Here is a 15,135-nt window from a genome sequence, read left to right as displayed (position 1 = left end):
CCGGTCGCCGCAGCCTGTCATACCGGCGGAGCCTGACGTCCTTTCACTGCGACTAGGAGACGACCATGTCAGCACGGAGCGCAGCCCCTGCGGCCGGACCGGGCTCGGGGGCGGCCGGGACCGCGGCCGGTGATTCCCGGCGGTGGCTGGTCCTCACCGTCATCTGCACCGCCTACCTCATGATCACCCTCGATGTGACGGTGATGAACCTCGCGCTGCCCTCCGCCCAGCAGGCGCTGGACTTCTCCAACGCCGACAAGCAGTGGATCCTCACCGCGTACGCGCTGTGCTTCGGCAGCCTGCTGCTCTTCTGCGGGCGGCTGGCCGACCTGGTCGGCCGCAAGGAGACCTTCCTGATAGGCCTGACCGGTTTCGCGGTCGCCTCCGCCGTCGGCGGCGCCTCTGGCAGCTTCGGCATGCTGGTGGCGGCCCGCGCCTGCCAGGGCGCCTTCGCCGCGCTGCTGGCGCCGACCGCCCTGTCACTGCTGGCCACCACCTTCACCGACCCCAAGGAGCGCGGCAAGGCCTTCGGCTTCTTCAGCGCGGTCGCGGCCAGCGGCGGCGGCCTGGGGCTGCTGATCGGCGGCGCGCTGACCTCGGGCCTGTCGTGGCGCTGGTGCATGTACGTCAACCTGGTCTTCGCCGCCTTCGCGCTGATCGGCGGCGCGACGCTGCTGACCCGGCAGCCAAGGACCGGCGCCAAGATGGACATCCCCGGCGTGATCGTGGTGTCCGGCGGGATGTTCTGCCTGGTCTACGGCTTCTCCAACGCCGCCACGCACAGCTGGCACGCGGCCTCCACCTGGGGGGTGCTCGCGGCCGGCGGCGTGCTGCTCGTGGCCTTCTCCTTCTGGCAGTTCCGCGCCCCGCACCCGCTGCTGCCGCCGCGCGTCGTCCTGGACCGAAACCGCGGCGGCGCCTACCTCACGGCGCTGATCGTCGGCGTCGGGATGTTCGGCATCCTGCTCTTCCTCATCTACTACATGCAGACCGACCTGGACTACTCGCCGATCACCTCCGGCGTGGCCCTGCTGCCGATGGTCGTGGTCACCGCGGTGGCGAGCAACGTCGGCAACATCGTGCTGATGCCGAAGGTCGGCCCGCGCCCCCTGGTCGGCGGCGGCATGCTGCTCAACGCGGCCGGCATGGCGTGGCTGACCCGGATCGCCCCGGACTCCGGCTACGCCTCGGCGCTGCTCGGCCCGACGATGGTGATCGGCCTGGGCATGGGCCTGATCTACGCGGCGGCGCTGCGTACCGGCACCGCCGGTGTGGCGCCGCACGACGCGGGCATCGCCTCGGCGGCGATCAGCACCGGGCAGCAGCTCGGCGGCGCGATCGGCACCGCGCTGCTCAACACCATCGCGGCCAGCGCCGCCACCGACTACCTGAGCAGCCACGCGCACGGCAAGCCGGGGGCGGCGCAGCTGCACCTGGCGACGATCCACGGCTACACCACGGTCTTCTGGTGGTGCACCGCGATCTTCGGCGTCGGCGCGGTCGTCTGCGGCGCCCTGCTGCGCGGCGGGCCGCTGCCGGCGCCCGCGTACGGCCCCGCCGCCAAGCCGGCCGCTCCGGCTGAAAAGGCGCGCTCCTGACCGCGGCGCAGCGCTGCGGACACGCCAGCGGGCCCGGCATCGTGCCGGGCCCGCCGTCGTGTCCGGCCGCCGGGCGTCCCGCCCGCGAGCGCCGGCCGGCCGCCACCGAGGGTCCCGGCGGACGTCGGTTTCGCGTCGCCGCCAAGTCGGCGCCAACTTGCCGAACAGTCCCGGCCAAGCGGCTTGATCAATGCTGAGGCGCCTGGAGCTGCGGGAAACGCGCCGGTCACCACCGTGACCGGGGCCGCCTTTCCGCGCCCCTTGCCGTTCATGCAGTCAGATCACCCGAATTCGGAGGAGCTGAGGCCAAGATGTGGCGTCTCAAAACGAGTCGGTTGCTGTTCGCCGGCGTGGCGGCGGCGACAGCGCTCGTCGGCGTGGGTGCAGGACCCTCAGGGCAGGAGGCCCAGGCGGCCGCCCATCCCGCCCATCTGACCAGCAACGCACCGGTCACCGTCGTGGCCAGTGGCCTGAACTCACCGAGGAGCCTGGTCTGGGGGCCGCGCGGACACCTCATCGTCTCCGAGGTGGGAGAGGCCCCGCCGACCTGCGTCGGCACCGGCTTCCCCACCCGGTGCTTCGGCTTCACCGGGTCGCTCGCCGACGTCTCCTCCGGCACCCCGGTGCGGATCGTGGACGGCCTGGCCTCCAACTTCAACCAGGAGGAGGTGGTCGGCGCCAACGGCCTGACCTACTCCGACGGGCACCTGTACGTCCTGGAGACCGGATCGTCGCAGCAGATCCCGGCCGAGATCCCCGCGGACCTGACCCAGCAGCTGCGCAAGCAGTACGGCGCCCTGCTCAAGGTCACCGGCCGGTCGGTGAAGGCGGTGGCGAACCCCGGCTACGTCGACTACGAGTGGACCCTGGCGAACACCGACCTCAACCCCGAGGACTTCCCCGAGGCCAACCCGTACGCGGTGACCACCAAGCCCGGCGGCGGCTTCTACCTGGTCGACGCGGCCTCCAACGTGCTGGACTCGGTCGACCGGTGGGGCAACGTCCACATCCTCAGCTACATCCCCGACACCTCGACCGGCCCGGACGCGGTGCCGTCCTGCGTCGCGGTCGGCCACGACGGCTCGGTCTACGTCGGCGAGATCACCGGCAAGCCCAGCTCGTCCACCGAGGCCAAAGTGTTCAAGTACAACCCCCGCAGCGGGCACCTGTCGGTGTGGCAGAGCGGCTTCAGCGCCATCAGCGGCTGCGGCTTCGGTGCCAACGGGGACTTCTACGTCACCGAGTTCGACACCACCGGCTTCCTGCCGACCGGTGACCCGATCGGCGACGTCGTCCAGATCGACCACCGCACCAACGCCCGCACCGTGCTGGCGTCGGGCAAGCTCTTCGCGCCCACCGGCTTCCTGGCCGGCCGCGACGGCGCCATCTACGTCGCCAACAAGACCATGATGTGGCCCGCCTGCGACGACGCCCCGGCGTGCACCACCGCCTCCGACGTCACCGCGCACGACGGCGAGATCGTCAGGATCGGCTGAGCCTGCCAGGTCACCCCGCAGCGGGCCGCGGCCGCGAGGTTCCGGCCGCGGCCCGCCGCGGGACCGCATGATCCGTTCGCTGTGTTCGCTGTGTTCGTGAGAGGACAAGAACGTGCGTGCTGGCATCTGGCTCATCGGCGCCCGCGGATCCGTCGCCACCACCAGCGTGGTCGGAGCGCTCGCGCTGCGCGCAGGACTGGCAGAACCGGTGGGCTGCGTCACCGCCCACCCCGACCTGGACAGCGCGGCACTTCCCGACTTCTGCGACCTCTACTTCGGCGGCCATGACGTGGCCACCGTACCGCTGGCCAAGAAGGCCGAGCAGCTGGCGGCCGCCGGCGTCGTACCCGCCCGGCTGGTCCAGGCCCTCGGAGCGGAGCTCGCCGAGGTCGACGCGGACCTGCGGCCGGCCCCGGAGGCCGCCACCCAGGCCGCCACGGCCGAGGCGATCGCCCGCGACCTCATGCGGTTCCGCACCCGCCACCGCCTCGACCGGGTCGTGGTGGTCAACGTCGCCTCCACCGAGGCCGCCGCACCGCCGCACCCCGCGCACGCCGGACTCGACGCGCTGAGCGCCGCGCTGAACGGCCCGGGCACGGTGCTGCCCGCCAGCTCGCTCTACGCCTACGCCGCCTTCACCGCCGGCTGCGGCTACGTCGACTTCACCCCCTCCACCGGCGCTCGGCTGCCCGCCCTGGCCGAACTCGCCGCCCACCGCGGCCTGCCCTACGCCGGCCACGACGGCAAGACCGGCGAGACGCTGCTGAAGTCGGTGCTCGCGCCGATGTTCGCCATGCGCAACCTCGCGGTGCGCTCCTGGTCCGGCGTCAACCTGCTCGGCGGCGGCGACGGCGCCACCCTGGTCGACCCCGGTGCCAACGCCGCCAAGTCGGCCAGCAAGCAGCGGGTGCTGCGCGAGACCCTCGGCTACGCCCCCGCCGGCGACACCCGGATCGACTACGTGGCCGACATCGGCGACTTCAAGACCGCCTGGGACCTGGTCACCTTCGCCGGCTTCCTCGGCACCGGGATGTGCCTGCAGTTCACCTGGCAGGGCTGCGACTCGGCGCTCGCCGCCCCGCTCGTCCTGGACCTGGCCAGGATCACGCTGGCCGCCCACGAGGCGGGGCACACCGGCCCGCTGGAGTCGCTGGCGTTCTTCTTCAAGGATCCGATGGGCGACGTCGACCACGCGCTGCCCGCCCAGTGGGAGGCGCTGCGCGGCTACCTGGCCGGGCTCGGCGGCGGACGATGAGCGCGCTGCGCGACCTCGCGGAACTGGTCCGCGCGCCCGCCGCCCTGTCGGTGCCCGGTGACGCCGTCGCCGGCGCCGCGTCCTGCGGTGTCCTCGGGCCCGCCACCGCCGGGCTGTCCGCGTCGGCGGTGTGCCTGTACTGGGCCGGGATGGCCGCCAACGACTGGGCCGACCGCGACCTGGACGCCAAGGAGCGCCCCGAGCGCCCGATCCCGTCCGGCCGCGTGTCGCCCACCACCGCGCTGGGCGTCGCGGCCGGCCTCTGCGCGGCGGGCCTGGCGCTGGCCGGACTGGCCGGCGGCCCGCGCGCGCTCGCGGTGGCGGTGCCGCTGGCCGGCGCGGTGTGGGCGTACGACCTGCGGTTCAAGGGCACGCCGGCCGGTCCCGCCGCGATGGCGGCCTGCCGCGGCCTCGACGTGCTGCTCGGGGCGACCTCGCGGCCGGGCCGGTGGTGGCCGGCGGTACTGCCCGCGCTCACCGTCGCCGCGCACACCTACGGCGTGACCGCGCTGTCCCGGCGCGAGGTCACCGGCGGCGGCCGCCTGCTGCCCGCCGCGACGCTGGCCGGCACCGCGGGCGTCGCCTACGCCGCCGCGCGGATCCCGGCCGCCGGGCCCGCGACGGCGCCGCGGACCTGGCTGCCGCGCGGGCTGGCCGGGTGGTACGCCGCCGCTTACGGGGCTCCGCAGGCGGGGGCGCTGGCCACACCGGACGCCGGCCGGACACGGGCCGCGGTCGGCGCCGGGATCACCGGACTGCCGGCCCTGCAGGGCGCGCTCGTCGCCCGCTCCGCCGGCCTGCTGCCCGCCGCTGCGGTGGCCGCCTGCGCACCGCTGGGCCGGGCACTGGCCAGAAGGGTGTCCCCGACATGAGCGTGCGCTTCGGCTACGGCACCAACGGCTTCGCCAACCACCGCCTCGACGACGCGCTCACCGTGATCGCCGACCTCGGCTACGAAGGGGTCGCGCTGACCCTGGACCACCAGCACCTCGACCCCTTCGCCCCCGGCCTGGCCCGCAGGACCGAGGCGCTGGCGGCACGTCTTGACCGGCTCGGGCTCGCCGTCGTCATCGAGACCGGCGCGCGCTACCTGCTCGACCCGTGGCACAAGCACGCCCCGACGCTGCTGGACGACGAACCCGGGGCGCGGCTGGACTTTCTGCGCCGGGCCGTCGGCGTCGGGGCGGACCTGGGGGCCGAGGCCGTCTCCTTCTGGGCCGGGATCCGCCCGGCCCAGGTCCCGGAAGCGGCCGCGTGGGACCGCCTGGTGCGCGGCTGCGACGAGGTGGTGGCGGCGGCGGACGCAGCGGGCGTGCGGCTGGGCTTCGAGCCCGAGCCCGGCATGCTGGTGCAGACGATCGCCGACTGGTCCACCCTGCACGGCCGGCTCGGCCGCCCCGGCTGCTTCGGCCTCACCCTCGACATCGGCCACTGCCGCTGCCTGGAGCCGCGGCCGGTCGCGGAGTGCGTGGCCAGGGCGGCCCCGCACCTGGTCAACGTGCAGATCGACGACATGCGCCGGAACGTGCACGAGCACCTGGAATTCGGCACCGGCGAGGTCGACTTCCCCGCGGCGCTCGGCGCGCTCGCCGCCGCCGGATACGGCGGGCTCACGGCCGTCGAGCTGCCCCGCCACTCCCATGCCGCCCCCGATGTCGCCCGCAGGTCGCTGGAGTTCCTCACCGGCGCCCTCGCCGATGCCCGGGTCGCGGGCGGACCCCGAGAACCCGAGGAGGCCGGACGGTGACCGGCGGACAGCTCGCGGACGTGCTCAAAGGCCGGGTCGCCGACCCGGCGTGGCTGGACGACGCGGTGGGCCGGGTGGCGCGTGACCCGGACGAGGTCGCCGTCCTCTTCCCCGCGGCCGGCCGCCGCTGCGGCCGCGGCCCGCTGCCCGACCCCGCACCAGGCTCCGACTACGGCCCGGCGCCCGCGGGTTGGACCGTGGACGACGCGGCCCGGGTGCTGCTGCTGACCGCGCTGCCGCTGCAGGGGACGGCGCTGGCCGCACAGGTCGGCGCGCTCTACCGGTACGGCAGCGCCGACGAGAAGCGCGCGGTGCTCCGGGCGCTGCCGCTGCTCGACGTCGGGGACGGCGGCCTGGACATCCTGCACGACGCGCTCCGTACCAACGACACCCGGCTGGTCGCGGCCGCCGTCGGGCCCTACGCCCGGCACCTGGAGATCCGGATGTGGCGGCAGGCCGTGCTCAAGTGCGTGTTCATGGACATCCCGCTGACCGCGGTGGCCGACCTGGACCGGCGGGCGGACGGTGAACTGGGCCGCATGCTGGCCGACCTGGCCGCCGAGCGACACGCGGCGGGGCGGCCGATGCGGGCCGACGCCGACGTCCTGCTGGCGCTGATCGGCGACCTGCCGGCGGCGGGCGGCGACCTCCCGGCTACCGCGGGCACCCCGGCGGGCCGGCCGGGCGAACGCGAGGGGAAGGCAGGCTGATGCGCATCTTCGACCCGCACATCCACATGACCTCACGGACCACCGACGACTACGAGCGGATGGCCGCGGCCGGCGTAAGGGCGCTGGTCGAGCCGGCCTTCTGGCTCGGCCAGCCGCGGACCAACGCCGGGGCGTTCACCGACTACTTCGACTCGCTGATCGGCTGGGAGCCCTTCAGGGCCGCCCAGTTCGGCATCCGCCACTACTGCGCCATCGGCCTCAACCCCAAGGAGGCCAACGACCCGCGTTGCCGCGAGGTGCTCGGCATCCTGCCGCGCTACCTGGCCAAGGACGGGGTGGTCGCGGTCGGCGAGCTCGGCTACGACTCCATGACGCCGGAGGAGGACGAGGTCTTCGCGGCCCAACTCGCCCTGGCCGTGGAGCACGAGCTGCCCGCGCTGGTGCACACCCCGCACCGCGACAAGCAGCGCGGCACCCTGCGCACCCTGGACGTGGTCAAGGAGTCCGGTATCGACCCCGGACACGTCGTCGTGGACCACCTCAACGAGGTGACGGTCGGCGCGGTGGCCGGCAGCGGCTGCTGGATGGGCTTCTCGATCTACCCCGGCACCAAGATGTCGCCCGACCGGATGGCGGCGGTGCTGCGCGAGTACGGCCCGGCGCGGATGCTGGTCAACTCCGCCGCCGACTGGGGCCGCAGCGACCCGCTGCTGACCCTGGCCACCGGGCAGGCCATGCTGGCGGCCGGCTTCACCGACGACGAGGTCGACCGGGTGCTGTGGCGCAACCCGGTGGAGTTCTACGGCCGGTCGGGGCGGCTGGATCTGTCCCCGGCGGACGGGCAGCCCGCCACCTTCGCCGGCAACTCCCTCGCCCGCGGGGGCAGCTGATGCGGCTGCGGCACCGCGACGGGCAGACAGTCCACCTCGGCTACTGCACCAACGTGCACGCAGGTGAGGAACTGCCCGAGATCATCGGCCAGCTGGACACCTACGCGGTCACCGCACGCCGGCTGCTGGGCGCCGACCGGCTCGGCGTCGGGCTGTGGCTGGCCGCACCGGTCGCCGCCCGACTGGCCGCCGACCCGGCCGAGGTGGCCCGGCTGCGCGACGAGCTGGACGCCCGCGGCCTCGACGTCGTCACCTGCAACGGCTTCCCCTATCGCTCCTTCCACGCCCCGGTCGTCAAGCACGCCGTCTACCACCCCGACTGGCTGACCGACGCGCGCATGGAGTACACCGTCGACCTGGCCCGGGTGCTGGCCGGGCTGCTCCCGGACGACGCCGTTCGCGGCTCGGTGTCCACCCTGCCGCTGGCCTGGCGCACCCCGTGGAGCGCACGGCACCGCGCGGCGGCGCAGGGGCGGCTGGCCGAACTCGCCGACCGGCTGGCGGCGGTGCACGCGAGCACCGGGCGGCTGGTGCGGGTGGGCTTCGAGGCGGAGCCCGGCTGCGTCATGGAGACCACCGAGCAGGTCGCCGAGAATCTGGCCGGGGCCGACACCCGCTACCTCGGGGTGTGCCTGGACCTGGCGCATCTGGCCTGCGCCTGGGAGGAGCCGGCGGCGGCGCTCGCCCGGCTGGCGCAGGCGGGCCTGCCGGTGGTGAAGGTCCAGGTGTCCGCCGCGCTGGGCGCCGAGCACCCGCAGGAGCCCGGTACGGCAGCCGCACTGCGCTCCTACGCCGAGCCGCGCTTCCTGCACCAGACCCGCTCCGCCGCGGGCCCGGCCGCCGACGACCTGGCCGACGCGCTCGACGCGGGGCTGCCGGGGCCGTGGCGGGTGCACTACCACGTACCGCTGCACGCGGCCCCGCAGCCGCCGCTGCACGCCACCGTCGAGGTGCTGCGGGCCGCGCTCGCCGAACTCGTCGGCGGCGAGCGGGCCGTGTGCGACCACCTGGAGGTGGAGACGTACACCTGGAACGTCCTGCCGCCCGGCCGGCGCCCGTCAGGCCCCGCCCAGCTCGCCGAGGGCATCGCCGCCGAACTGGCCTTCGCCCGCGACGAACTGCTCGCCCTCGGACTGCGGCCCCAGGGCCCGGACACCCCCGGCCCGGACACCCCCGGCCCGGACACCCCCGGCCCGGACGCCGCCCACGACCTGGCCGCCCCTGACCTGGCCGCCCACGACCTGGGCGAACGACCCGTGAGGGAGACGACCCGGTGAACCGACCGCCGAACCCGCTCGTCGTGCTCGACGTCGTCGGGCTCACCCCCCGGCTGCTCCGGCACATGCCGCGGCTGGCCGCGATCGCCGAGACCGGCTGGCAGGCCGGGCTCACCCCCGTGCTGCCCGCCGTCACCTGCTCGGTGCAGGCCACCCTGCTCACCGGCGCGCCGCCGCGCGAGCACGGCATCGTCGGCAACGGCTGGTACTTCCGCGACCTCGGCGAGGTCCTGCTCTGGCGGCAGCACAACGCGCTGATGGGCGGGGACAAGCTGTGGGACGCCGCCCGCCGCCGGCACCCCGGCTACACCGTCGCCAACATCTGCTGGTGGTACGCGATGGGCGCGGGCACCGACTGGACGGTCACCCCGCGCCCGGTCTACCACGCCGACGGCCGCAAGGACCCCGACTGCTACACCGACCCGCCCGAGCTGCACGACGAACTGACCGCGGCGCTCGGCACCTTCCCGCTGTTCAGCTACTGGGGCCCCACCGCGGGGCTGCCGTCGTCGGCGTGGATCTGCCGGGCCGCGCAGCAGATCATGGCCAGGCACGACCCGGACCTGACCCTGGTCTACGTCCCGCATCTGGACTACGACCTGCAGCGGTTCGGCCCCTCGGCCCCGCAGGCCGCAGCCGCCGCCGCGGAGTTGGACGCGGTCCTCGGCCCGCTGCTGGACATGGCGCGCGAGCGGGGCGCGACGGTGGTGGCGCTGTCGGAGTACGGCATCACGCCGGCCGCCCGGCCAGTCGACGTCAACCGGCTGCTGCGCCGGGAGGATCTGCTGCGCGTCCACACCCAGGCCGGCATGGAGTACCTGGACCCGTGGACCTCCCGCGCCTTCGCCGTCGCCGACCACCAGATCGCGCACGTCTACGTGGCCGACCCCGCCGACCTGCCGCTGGTGCGCAAGCTCTGCGCCGAACTCCCCGGCGTCGCCGAGGTGTTGGGCGAGGCGGAGAAGGCGGCGTACGGCCTGGACCACCCGCGCTCCGGCGACCTGGTCCTGGTCGCCGACGCGGATGCCTGGTTCACCTACTACTACTGGCTGGACGACGCCCGCGCACCGGACTTCGCCCGCCTGGTGGAGATCCACCGCAAGCCCGGCTACGACCCGGCCGAGCTGTTCTTCGATCCCGCCGCGCCCGGCGCCGCCAAGCGCCGGGCCGCGGTCGCGCTGGCGCGCAAGAAGCTCGGGATGCGCTACCTGCTGAGTGCCGTCGGCCTGGACGCGGGCGCCGCGGCCGTCCGCGGCACCCACGGCCGGCTGCCCGCCGACCCGCAGGACGGCCCCGTCCTGCTCTGCTCGGACCCGCACGGCGCCCGCGAGCGGTACGAGGCCACGCAGGTCAAGGACCTGCTGCTGGACCTCGCCTCGCACCGCCCGGGCCCGCGGTGACCGGCGCCGGCGGGCGGCGGGGTCAGGCGGTGATGACCTCCGGCTTGCCGGTGCGGCCCTCCGCGGTGGCCTCCTCCGCCAGCCGCATCGCCTCGTCGATGAGCGTCTCCACGATCTTCGACTCGGGGACGGTCGCGACGACCTTGCCCTTGACGAAGATCTGCCCCTTGCCGTTGCCCGAGGCCACGCCCAGGTCGGCCTCGCGGGCCTCGCCGGGGCCGTTGACGACGCAGCCCATCACCGCGACCCGCAGCGGCACTTCGAGCCCGTCGAGGCCCGCGGTGACCTCCTCGGCGAGCTTGTAGACGTCCACCTGGGCCCGGCCGCAGGACGGGCAGGAGACGATCTCCAGGCGGCGCTGCCGCAGTGCCAGGCTCTCCAGGATGGCGATCCCGACCTTGGCCTCCTCGGCGGGCGGCGCCGACAGCGACACCCGGATGGTGTCGCCGATCCCCTCCGCCAGCAGCACCCCGAAGGCCACCGCCGACTTCACCGTCCCCTGGAAGAACGGCCCGGCCTCGGTCACCCCGAGGTGCAGCGGGTAGTCGCAGGCCGCCGCGAGCTTGCGGTAGGCGGAGATCATCACCACCGGGTCGTGGTGCTTCACCGAGATCTTCAGGTCCTGGAACCCGTGCTCCTCGAACAGCGAGCACTCCCAGAGCGCCGACTCCACCAGCGCGTCCGGCGTGGCGCTGCCGTACTTGGCGAGCAGCCGCTTGTCCAGTGACCCGGCGTTGACGCCGATCCTGATCGGCACCTGCGCGTCGGCCGCGGCCTTGGCGATCTCGGCGACCTTGTCGTCGAACTCCTTGATGTTCCCGGGATTCACCCGTACCGCCGCGCATCCCGCGTCGATCGCCGCGAAGACGTACCGGGGCTGGAAATGGATGTCGGCGATCACCGGGATCTGCGATTTGCGGGCGATCTCCGGGAGCGCCTCGGCGTCGTCGGCCGACGGCACCGCGACCCGGACGATCTGGCAGCCGGACGCGGTCAGTTCGGCGATCTGCTGCAGCGTGGCGTTCACGTCCGCGGTCACCGTCGTCGTCATCGACTGCACGCTGACCGGCGCCCCGCCGCCCACCAGGACGGCCCGGTCGTCGTGGCCGAGTCTGAGCTGCCGGCTGACCCGGCGCGGGCCGAGGGACTGCGGGACGTGGGGTATGCCGAGATCCACCATCTGTGATCATCCTCTCCGTTCGGTCGTGCCGGGCCGGCACATCGGGTGCCCCGCCCGTTCCCGGTGGGCCGTCAGCGGCCCCGGTAGGCCACCTGCACTGCCATCTCGCCCAGGCGCTCCCGCCAGCCGTCCGCCAGCGCGGTCGCGTCCAGCGCGGTGCGGGCGCCCGCCACCAGCTGGTCGATCCGCTTCTCGATGTCCTCGCGAACGCCGGAGGCCAGCAGCGCGGCATGCAGCAGCGCCGGGTCGAAGTCGCCGTTCCTGCCCTCGTCGAGCAGCCGCGCCACCTCGGCGTCGCCGGTGGCGGCCAGGGCGAGCAGCAGGTTCATCTTGTGCTCGCTGACGTCCAGGCCGGCCGGTTTGCCGGTCGCCGCGGAGTCGCCGAACGCGTCGAGCAGGTCGTCGCGCAGCTGGAACGCCTCGCCCGCCGCGAGGCCGTACGCCTCGAACGCCGCCTGCAGGTCGGGCCGCCCGGCGATGGACGCGCCGAGGGAGAGCGGCCGGTGGATGGTGTAGCGCCCGGACTTGCAGACCGCGATCCAGCGGGCCAGCTCGGGGTCGGGCGAAGCCTCGGCGGCCAGCGCGATGTCGAGGTGCTGGCCGACCAGCATCTCGGTGCCCAGGTGCATCCAGATCTCCCTGGCCGCGGCGGGCAGCCCGCCGGCCAGCCGGTGGGCGTAGCTGAACGCCAGGTCCCCGGCCAGGATGGCGACGCCCTCGCCGAACCGGCGCGCCTCCCCGGTCCAGCCGAGTTCCGCGTGCACGCCGGCGTGCCTGGCGTGCACGGTCGGGACGCCGCGCCGGGTGGGGGAGTTGTCCAGGACGTCGTCGTGGATGAGCGCCGAGGCGTGCAGCAGTTCCAGGCCCGCCGCCGCGGCGACCACCGCGTCCGCGGCCGCGCTGTCGCCGAGGGAGCCGCCGGCCGCCAGGAAGCCGCTGACGCAGAAGGTGGGGCGCAGCCGCTTGCCGCCCGCCGCGACCAGTTCCCTGACCGCCTCGACCGGCACCGCCGCCCGGGCGTCCACCGAACCCCAGTGCGCGATCTCGGAGTTCAGCAGCTCCTCGATCCGCGCGCTGACCCGGTCGAGCAGTTCGGCACGGACGTCGTCGGCACCGTCCCCCGCCGCCGGCCGCTCCAGACCGGACGGCGGCCGGAAGACCACGTCCTCGACGGTGGTCACCTCGGTCTCGACGTCGGTGAAGCCCAGTGCCGCCAGCCGTTCGATGACCTCCTCGACCAGCACCTCGGGCGCGCTGGCGCCCGCGCTCAGCCCCACGGTCCGCACGCCCGCCAGCCACTCGGGGTCCAAATGGCCCGCGTCGGGCAGCAGTCGGGCCCTGGCGCCGGCGTCCTCGGCGACCTCCACCATCCGCACCGAGTTGCTGGAGTTGGCCGAGCCGACGACCAGCACCAGGTCGCTGCGCCCGGCGAGCGACTTCACCGAATTCTGCCGGTTCTGGCTGGCGTAGCAGACGTCGTCGGTGCCGGGGCCGGTCAGCCCGGGGAAGCGCTCGTGCAGGATGGACACGATCTCGGTGGTGTCGTCCACCGACAGCGTGGTCTGGGTGAGATAGCTGACCGGCACGCCCGGCGGCAGGTCGAGCCGCCTGGCCTCGTCGGCGTCCTGCACGATGACGGTACGGTCCGGCGCCTCGCCGAACGTGCCCTCGATCTCCTCGTGGTCGGCGTGCCCCACCAGGATCAGCGTCCGCCCGTCGCGGGCGTACCTGCGGGCCTCCTGATGCACCTTGGCCACCAGCGGGCAGGTCGCGTCGATGACCGTCAGACCGCGCTCGGCGGCGTTCGCGCGCACCTGCGGGGACACCCCGTGCGCGGAGAAGACGCACACCGCCCCGTTCGGTACCTCTGTCTCCGACTCGACGAACCTGGCTCCGCGCTCCTCGAGGTCCCGCACCACGTATTCGTTGTGGACGATCTGCTTGCGTACGTAGACAGGGGCTCCGTGGATCTCCAGGGCGCGCTCCACGATCTCCACAGCCCTGCGCACACCGGCGCAGAACCCGCGGGGCTCTGCCAGAATGACCTTCTTGCCGCCCGATTGCCGGTTGTTGTCCAGTGTGGTAGCCATATGGAAAAGGGTGGGGAACCGCGGAGACGAACACAAGGATCCCGGTGGGGCAGATTATTGTCACCCCGTCACAATGAGCTGACGTGTAAGCCGCGCCCGCGGAAGCCGTGCCCGGACTGTTCCGTGAGTTGGCAGCGGCTTGGCGGCATGCCCGCCCGACGGCAGCAGTGGTGGGCGCCGCCCGGTGCCAGATGCCGTGACCTGCGCCGACGAGATCGGGCCGGCATTTCCGCGCGCTGCCAAGTCGCCACCAAGCCGATCGCAAGTTAAATGGGAAACGATACGTTCCGTACACCCCGCAGGTGGCGGCATCTTTTACGCCGGCCTTGCTGTGACTCCGGGTGGGCAGTGTCGGGAGACTTCGGGGAAATCTCTACCCACAGAAGGTGGATGCCAGGCATGGCAACTCTGTGCAAGCCAGCGGTGAGCGTGCCGGAATACGTCATTACGATGGAAGACACCCTTGAATTCGCCAAGAAGGTGCACAAGGGAAAGCCACAGCTTCCGTTGGCGCTTCGGCTGATTCAGAAGACGGGGGTCAGGAAGCGGCATATCGTACAGCCCATCGAGAAGACCCTTCTCCACCCCGGTTTCGAGGAACGCAACCGCGTCTACGAGCTGGAGTCGAAGAAGAGGTGCCCCGCGGTCATCGAGAAGGCGCTGGCCAACGCCGGCGTGACCGCCCAGGACATCGACGCCATCATCTACGTGTCCTGCACGGGCTTCATGATGCCGTCGCTCACGGCCTGGCTGATCAACACCATGGGCTTCCGCTACGACACCCGGCAGATCCCCATCGCGCAGCTGGGCTGCGCCGCGGGCGGCGCCGCGATCAACCGCGCCTTCGACTTCTGCCAGGCGCACCCCGACTCCAACGTCCTGATCGTCTCCTGCGAACTGTGCTCGCTGTGCTACCAGCCGGTCGACGACAACGTCGGCTCGCTGCTGTCCGACGGCCTGTTCGGCGACGCGGTGGCCGCCGCCGTCGTCCGGGACACCGGCGGCACCGGCGTGCGGCTCGAGCGCAACGCCTCGTATCTCATACCGAACACCGAGGACTGGATCTCCTACGCCGTCCGCTCCACCGGCTTCCACTTCCAGCTGGACCGCCGGGTGCCGGGCACGATGGAGCCGCTCGCGCCGATCCTGCGCCAACTCGCCGCCGACCACGGCTGGAACGTGGCCGACCTGGACTTCTACATCATCCACGCCGGCGGCCCGCGGATCCTGGACGACCTGTGCAAGTACCTCAACGTCGACCGCAGCATGTTCCGGCACAGTTGGGCGACGCTGAGCGACTACGGGAACATCGCCAGCGCCGTCGTCCTTGAGGCGCTGCGCAGGCTGTTCGAGGAGGACGAGATGCTGCCGGGCGGCACCGGGATCATCGCCGGCTTCGGCCCCGGCATCACCGCCGAGATGGCGGTCGGCAGCTGGGTCGCGGACGTCCCCGCCATCCGACAGGCCGCACCGGTCGCCCTGTCCGCGACCCCCGTGGTGTGAGACCCGCGCACATGTTCGTTCCGACCGG

At 73.3% G+C, this 15,135-nt stretch carries 12 protein-coding genes; 10 read left to right on the top strand and 2 right to left on the bottom strand.

Translation table 11 applies throughout. The features are described 5' to 3' along the window. The first annotated feature begins 65 nt into the window (after positions 1–65). The 9 genes from OG702_RS11265 (at position 66) to OG702_RS11225 (ending at position 10,334) form a co-directional block, all read left to right on the top strand. Positions 66–1,598 (top strand): MFS transporter, encoded by a 1,533-nt coding sequence (locus OG702_RS11265; RefSeq protein WP_327288723.1) that lies wholly within the window; start codon positions 66–68, stop codon positions 1,596–1,598. 311 nt (positions 1,599–1,909) lie between these two features. Continuing rightward, entirely contained in the window at positions 1,910–3,094 is a 1,185-nt protein-coding gene (locus OG702_RS11260) for a ScyD/ScyE family protein (RefSeq protein WP_327288722.1), read from the top strand. A 112-nt stretch (positions 3,095–3,206) separates the two neighbouring features. Then, complete coding sequence (locus tag OG702_RS11255) at positions 3,207–4,349, top strand: inositol-3-phosphate synthase (protein ID WP_327288721.1); 1,143 nt, start codon at positions 3,207–3,209, stop codon at positions 4,347–4,349. Beyond that, positions 4,346–5,221, top strand: coding sequence for an SCO3242 family prenyltransferase (locus OG702_RS11250; protein WP_327288720.1), 876 nt, complete (start codon positions 4,346–4,348; stop codon positions 5,219–5,221). The genes OG702_RS11255 and OG702_RS11250 overlap by 4 nt, the downstream gene beginning before the upstream one ends. Then, positions 5,218–6,096, top strand: a complete 879-nt coding sequence (locus OG702_RS11245; protein ID WP_327288719.1) for a sugar phosphate isomerase/epimerase family protein — start codon at positions 5,218–5,220, stop codon at positions 6,094–6,096. The genes OG702_RS11250 and OG702_RS11245 overlap by 4 nt, the downstream gene beginning before the upstream one ends. Then, positions 6,093–6,806, top strand: a complete 714-nt coding sequence (locus tag OG702_RS11240; protein WP_327288718.1) for an EboA domain-containing protein — start codon at positions 6,093–6,095, stop codon at positions 6,804–6,806. Before OG702_RS11245 ends, OG702_RS11240 begins: the two co-directional genes overlap by 4 nt. After that, positions 6,806–7,657 (top strand): TatD family hydrolase, encoded by an 852-nt coding sequence (locus OG702_RS11235; protein ID WP_327288717.1) that lies wholly within the window; start codon positions 6,806–6,808, stop codon positions 7,655–7,657. Before OG702_RS11240 ends, OG702_RS11235 begins: the two co-directional genes overlap by 1 nt. Next, positions 7,657–8,934: a metabolite traffic protein EboE gene (eboE, locus tag OG702_RS11230; protein WP_327288716.1), complete on the top strand. Its 1,278-nt coding sequence runs from the start codon at positions 7,657–7,659 to the stop codon at positions 8,932–8,934. The genes OG702_RS11235 and eboE overlap by 1 nt, the downstream gene beginning before the upstream one ends. Next, positions 8,931–10,334 (top strand): alkaline phosphatase family protein, encoded by a 1,404-nt coding sequence (locus tag OG702_RS11225; RefSeq protein WP_327288714.1) that lies wholly within the window; start codon positions 8,931–8,933, stop codon positions 10,332–10,334. The genes eboE and OG702_RS11225 overlap by 4 nt, the downstream gene beginning before the upstream one ends. A gap of 22 nt (positions 10,335–10,356) precedes the next feature. Here the strand turns inward: OG702_RS11225 and ispG are convergent, their stop codons facing one another. Together ispG and ispH are read right to left on the bottom strand one after the other, a co-directional pair. Continuing rightward, positions 10,357–11,514, bottom strand: a complete 1,158-nt coding sequence (gene ispG / locus OG702_RS11220) for a flavodoxin-dependent (E)-4-hydroxy-3-methylbut-2-enyl-diphosphate synthase (RefSeq protein ID WP_327288713.1) — start codon at positions 11,512–11,514, stop codon at positions 10,357–10,359. A 71-nt stretch (positions 11,515–11,585) separates the two neighbouring features. Continuing rightward, positions 11,586–13,604 carry a 4-hydroxy-3-methylbut-2-enyl diphosphate reductase gene (gene ispH / locus OG702_RS11215; RefSeq protein WP_327288712.1) on the bottom strand — a complete coding sequence of 673 codons (2,019 nt, stop codon included), beginning with the start codon at positions 13,602–13,604 and terminating at the stop codon, positions 11,586–11,588. A gap of 399 nt (positions 13,605–14,003) precedes the next feature. Here ispH and OG702_RS11210 point away from each other — a divergent pair, with 399 nt between their 5' ends. Next, a complete protein-coding gene (locus OG702_RS11210) occupies positions 14,004–15,107 on the top strand; it encodes a type III polyketide synthase (RefSeq protein ID WP_327288711.1) in 1,104 nt (367 codons plus the stop codon). Positions 15,108–15,135 lie beyond the last annotated feature (28 nt).

This window comes from Streptomyces sp. NBC_01198 (assembly GCF_036010485.1).
Classification (GTDB): domain Bacteria; phylum Actinomycetota; class Actinomycetes; order Streptomycetales; family Streptomycetaceae; genus Actinacidiphila.
The sequence above is the reverse complement of the archived record's forward strand: the minus strand, read 5'-3'. Positions and strand labels throughout refer to the sequence as shown.

Excerpts from the sequence above, each read along its gene's own strand:
- OG702_RS11265 (WP_327288723.1), top strand. The coding sequence starts at position 66 with ATGTCAGCACGGAGCGCAGCCCCTGCGGCCGGACCGGGCTCGGGGGCG.
- OG702_RS11260 (WP_327288722.1), top strand. The coding sequence starts at position 1,910 with ATGTGGCGTCTCAAAACGAGTCGGTTGCTGTTCGCCGGCGTGGCGGCG.
- OG702_RS11250 (WP_327288720.1), top strand. The coding sequence starts at position 4,346 with ATGAGCGCGCTGCGCGACCTCGCGGAACTGGTCCGCGCGCCCGCCGCC.
- OG702_RS11245 (WP_327288719.1), top strand. The coding sequence starts at position 5,218 with ATGAGCGTGCGCTTCGGCTACGGCACCAACGGCTTCGCCAACCACCGC.
- OG702_RS11235 (WP_327288717.1), top strand. The coding sequence starts at position 6,806 with ATGCGCATCTTCGACCCGCACATCCACATGACCTCACGGACCACCGAC.
- eboE (WP_327288716.1), top strand. The coding sequence starts at position 7,657 with ATGCGGCTGCGGCACCGCGACGGGCAGACAGTCCACCTCGGCTACTGC.
- ispG (WP_327288713.1), bottom strand. The coding sequence starts at position 11,514 with ATGGTGGATCTCGGCATACCCCACGTCCCGCAGTCCCTCGGCCCGCGC.
- ispH (WP_327288712.1), bottom strand. The coding sequence starts at position 13,604 with ATGGCTACCACACTGGACAACAACCGGCAATCGGGCGGCAAGAAGGTC.
- OG702_RS11210 (WP_327288711.1), top strand. The coding sequence starts at position 14,004 with ATGGCAACTCTGTGCAAGCCAGCGGTGAGCGTGCCGGAATACGTCATT.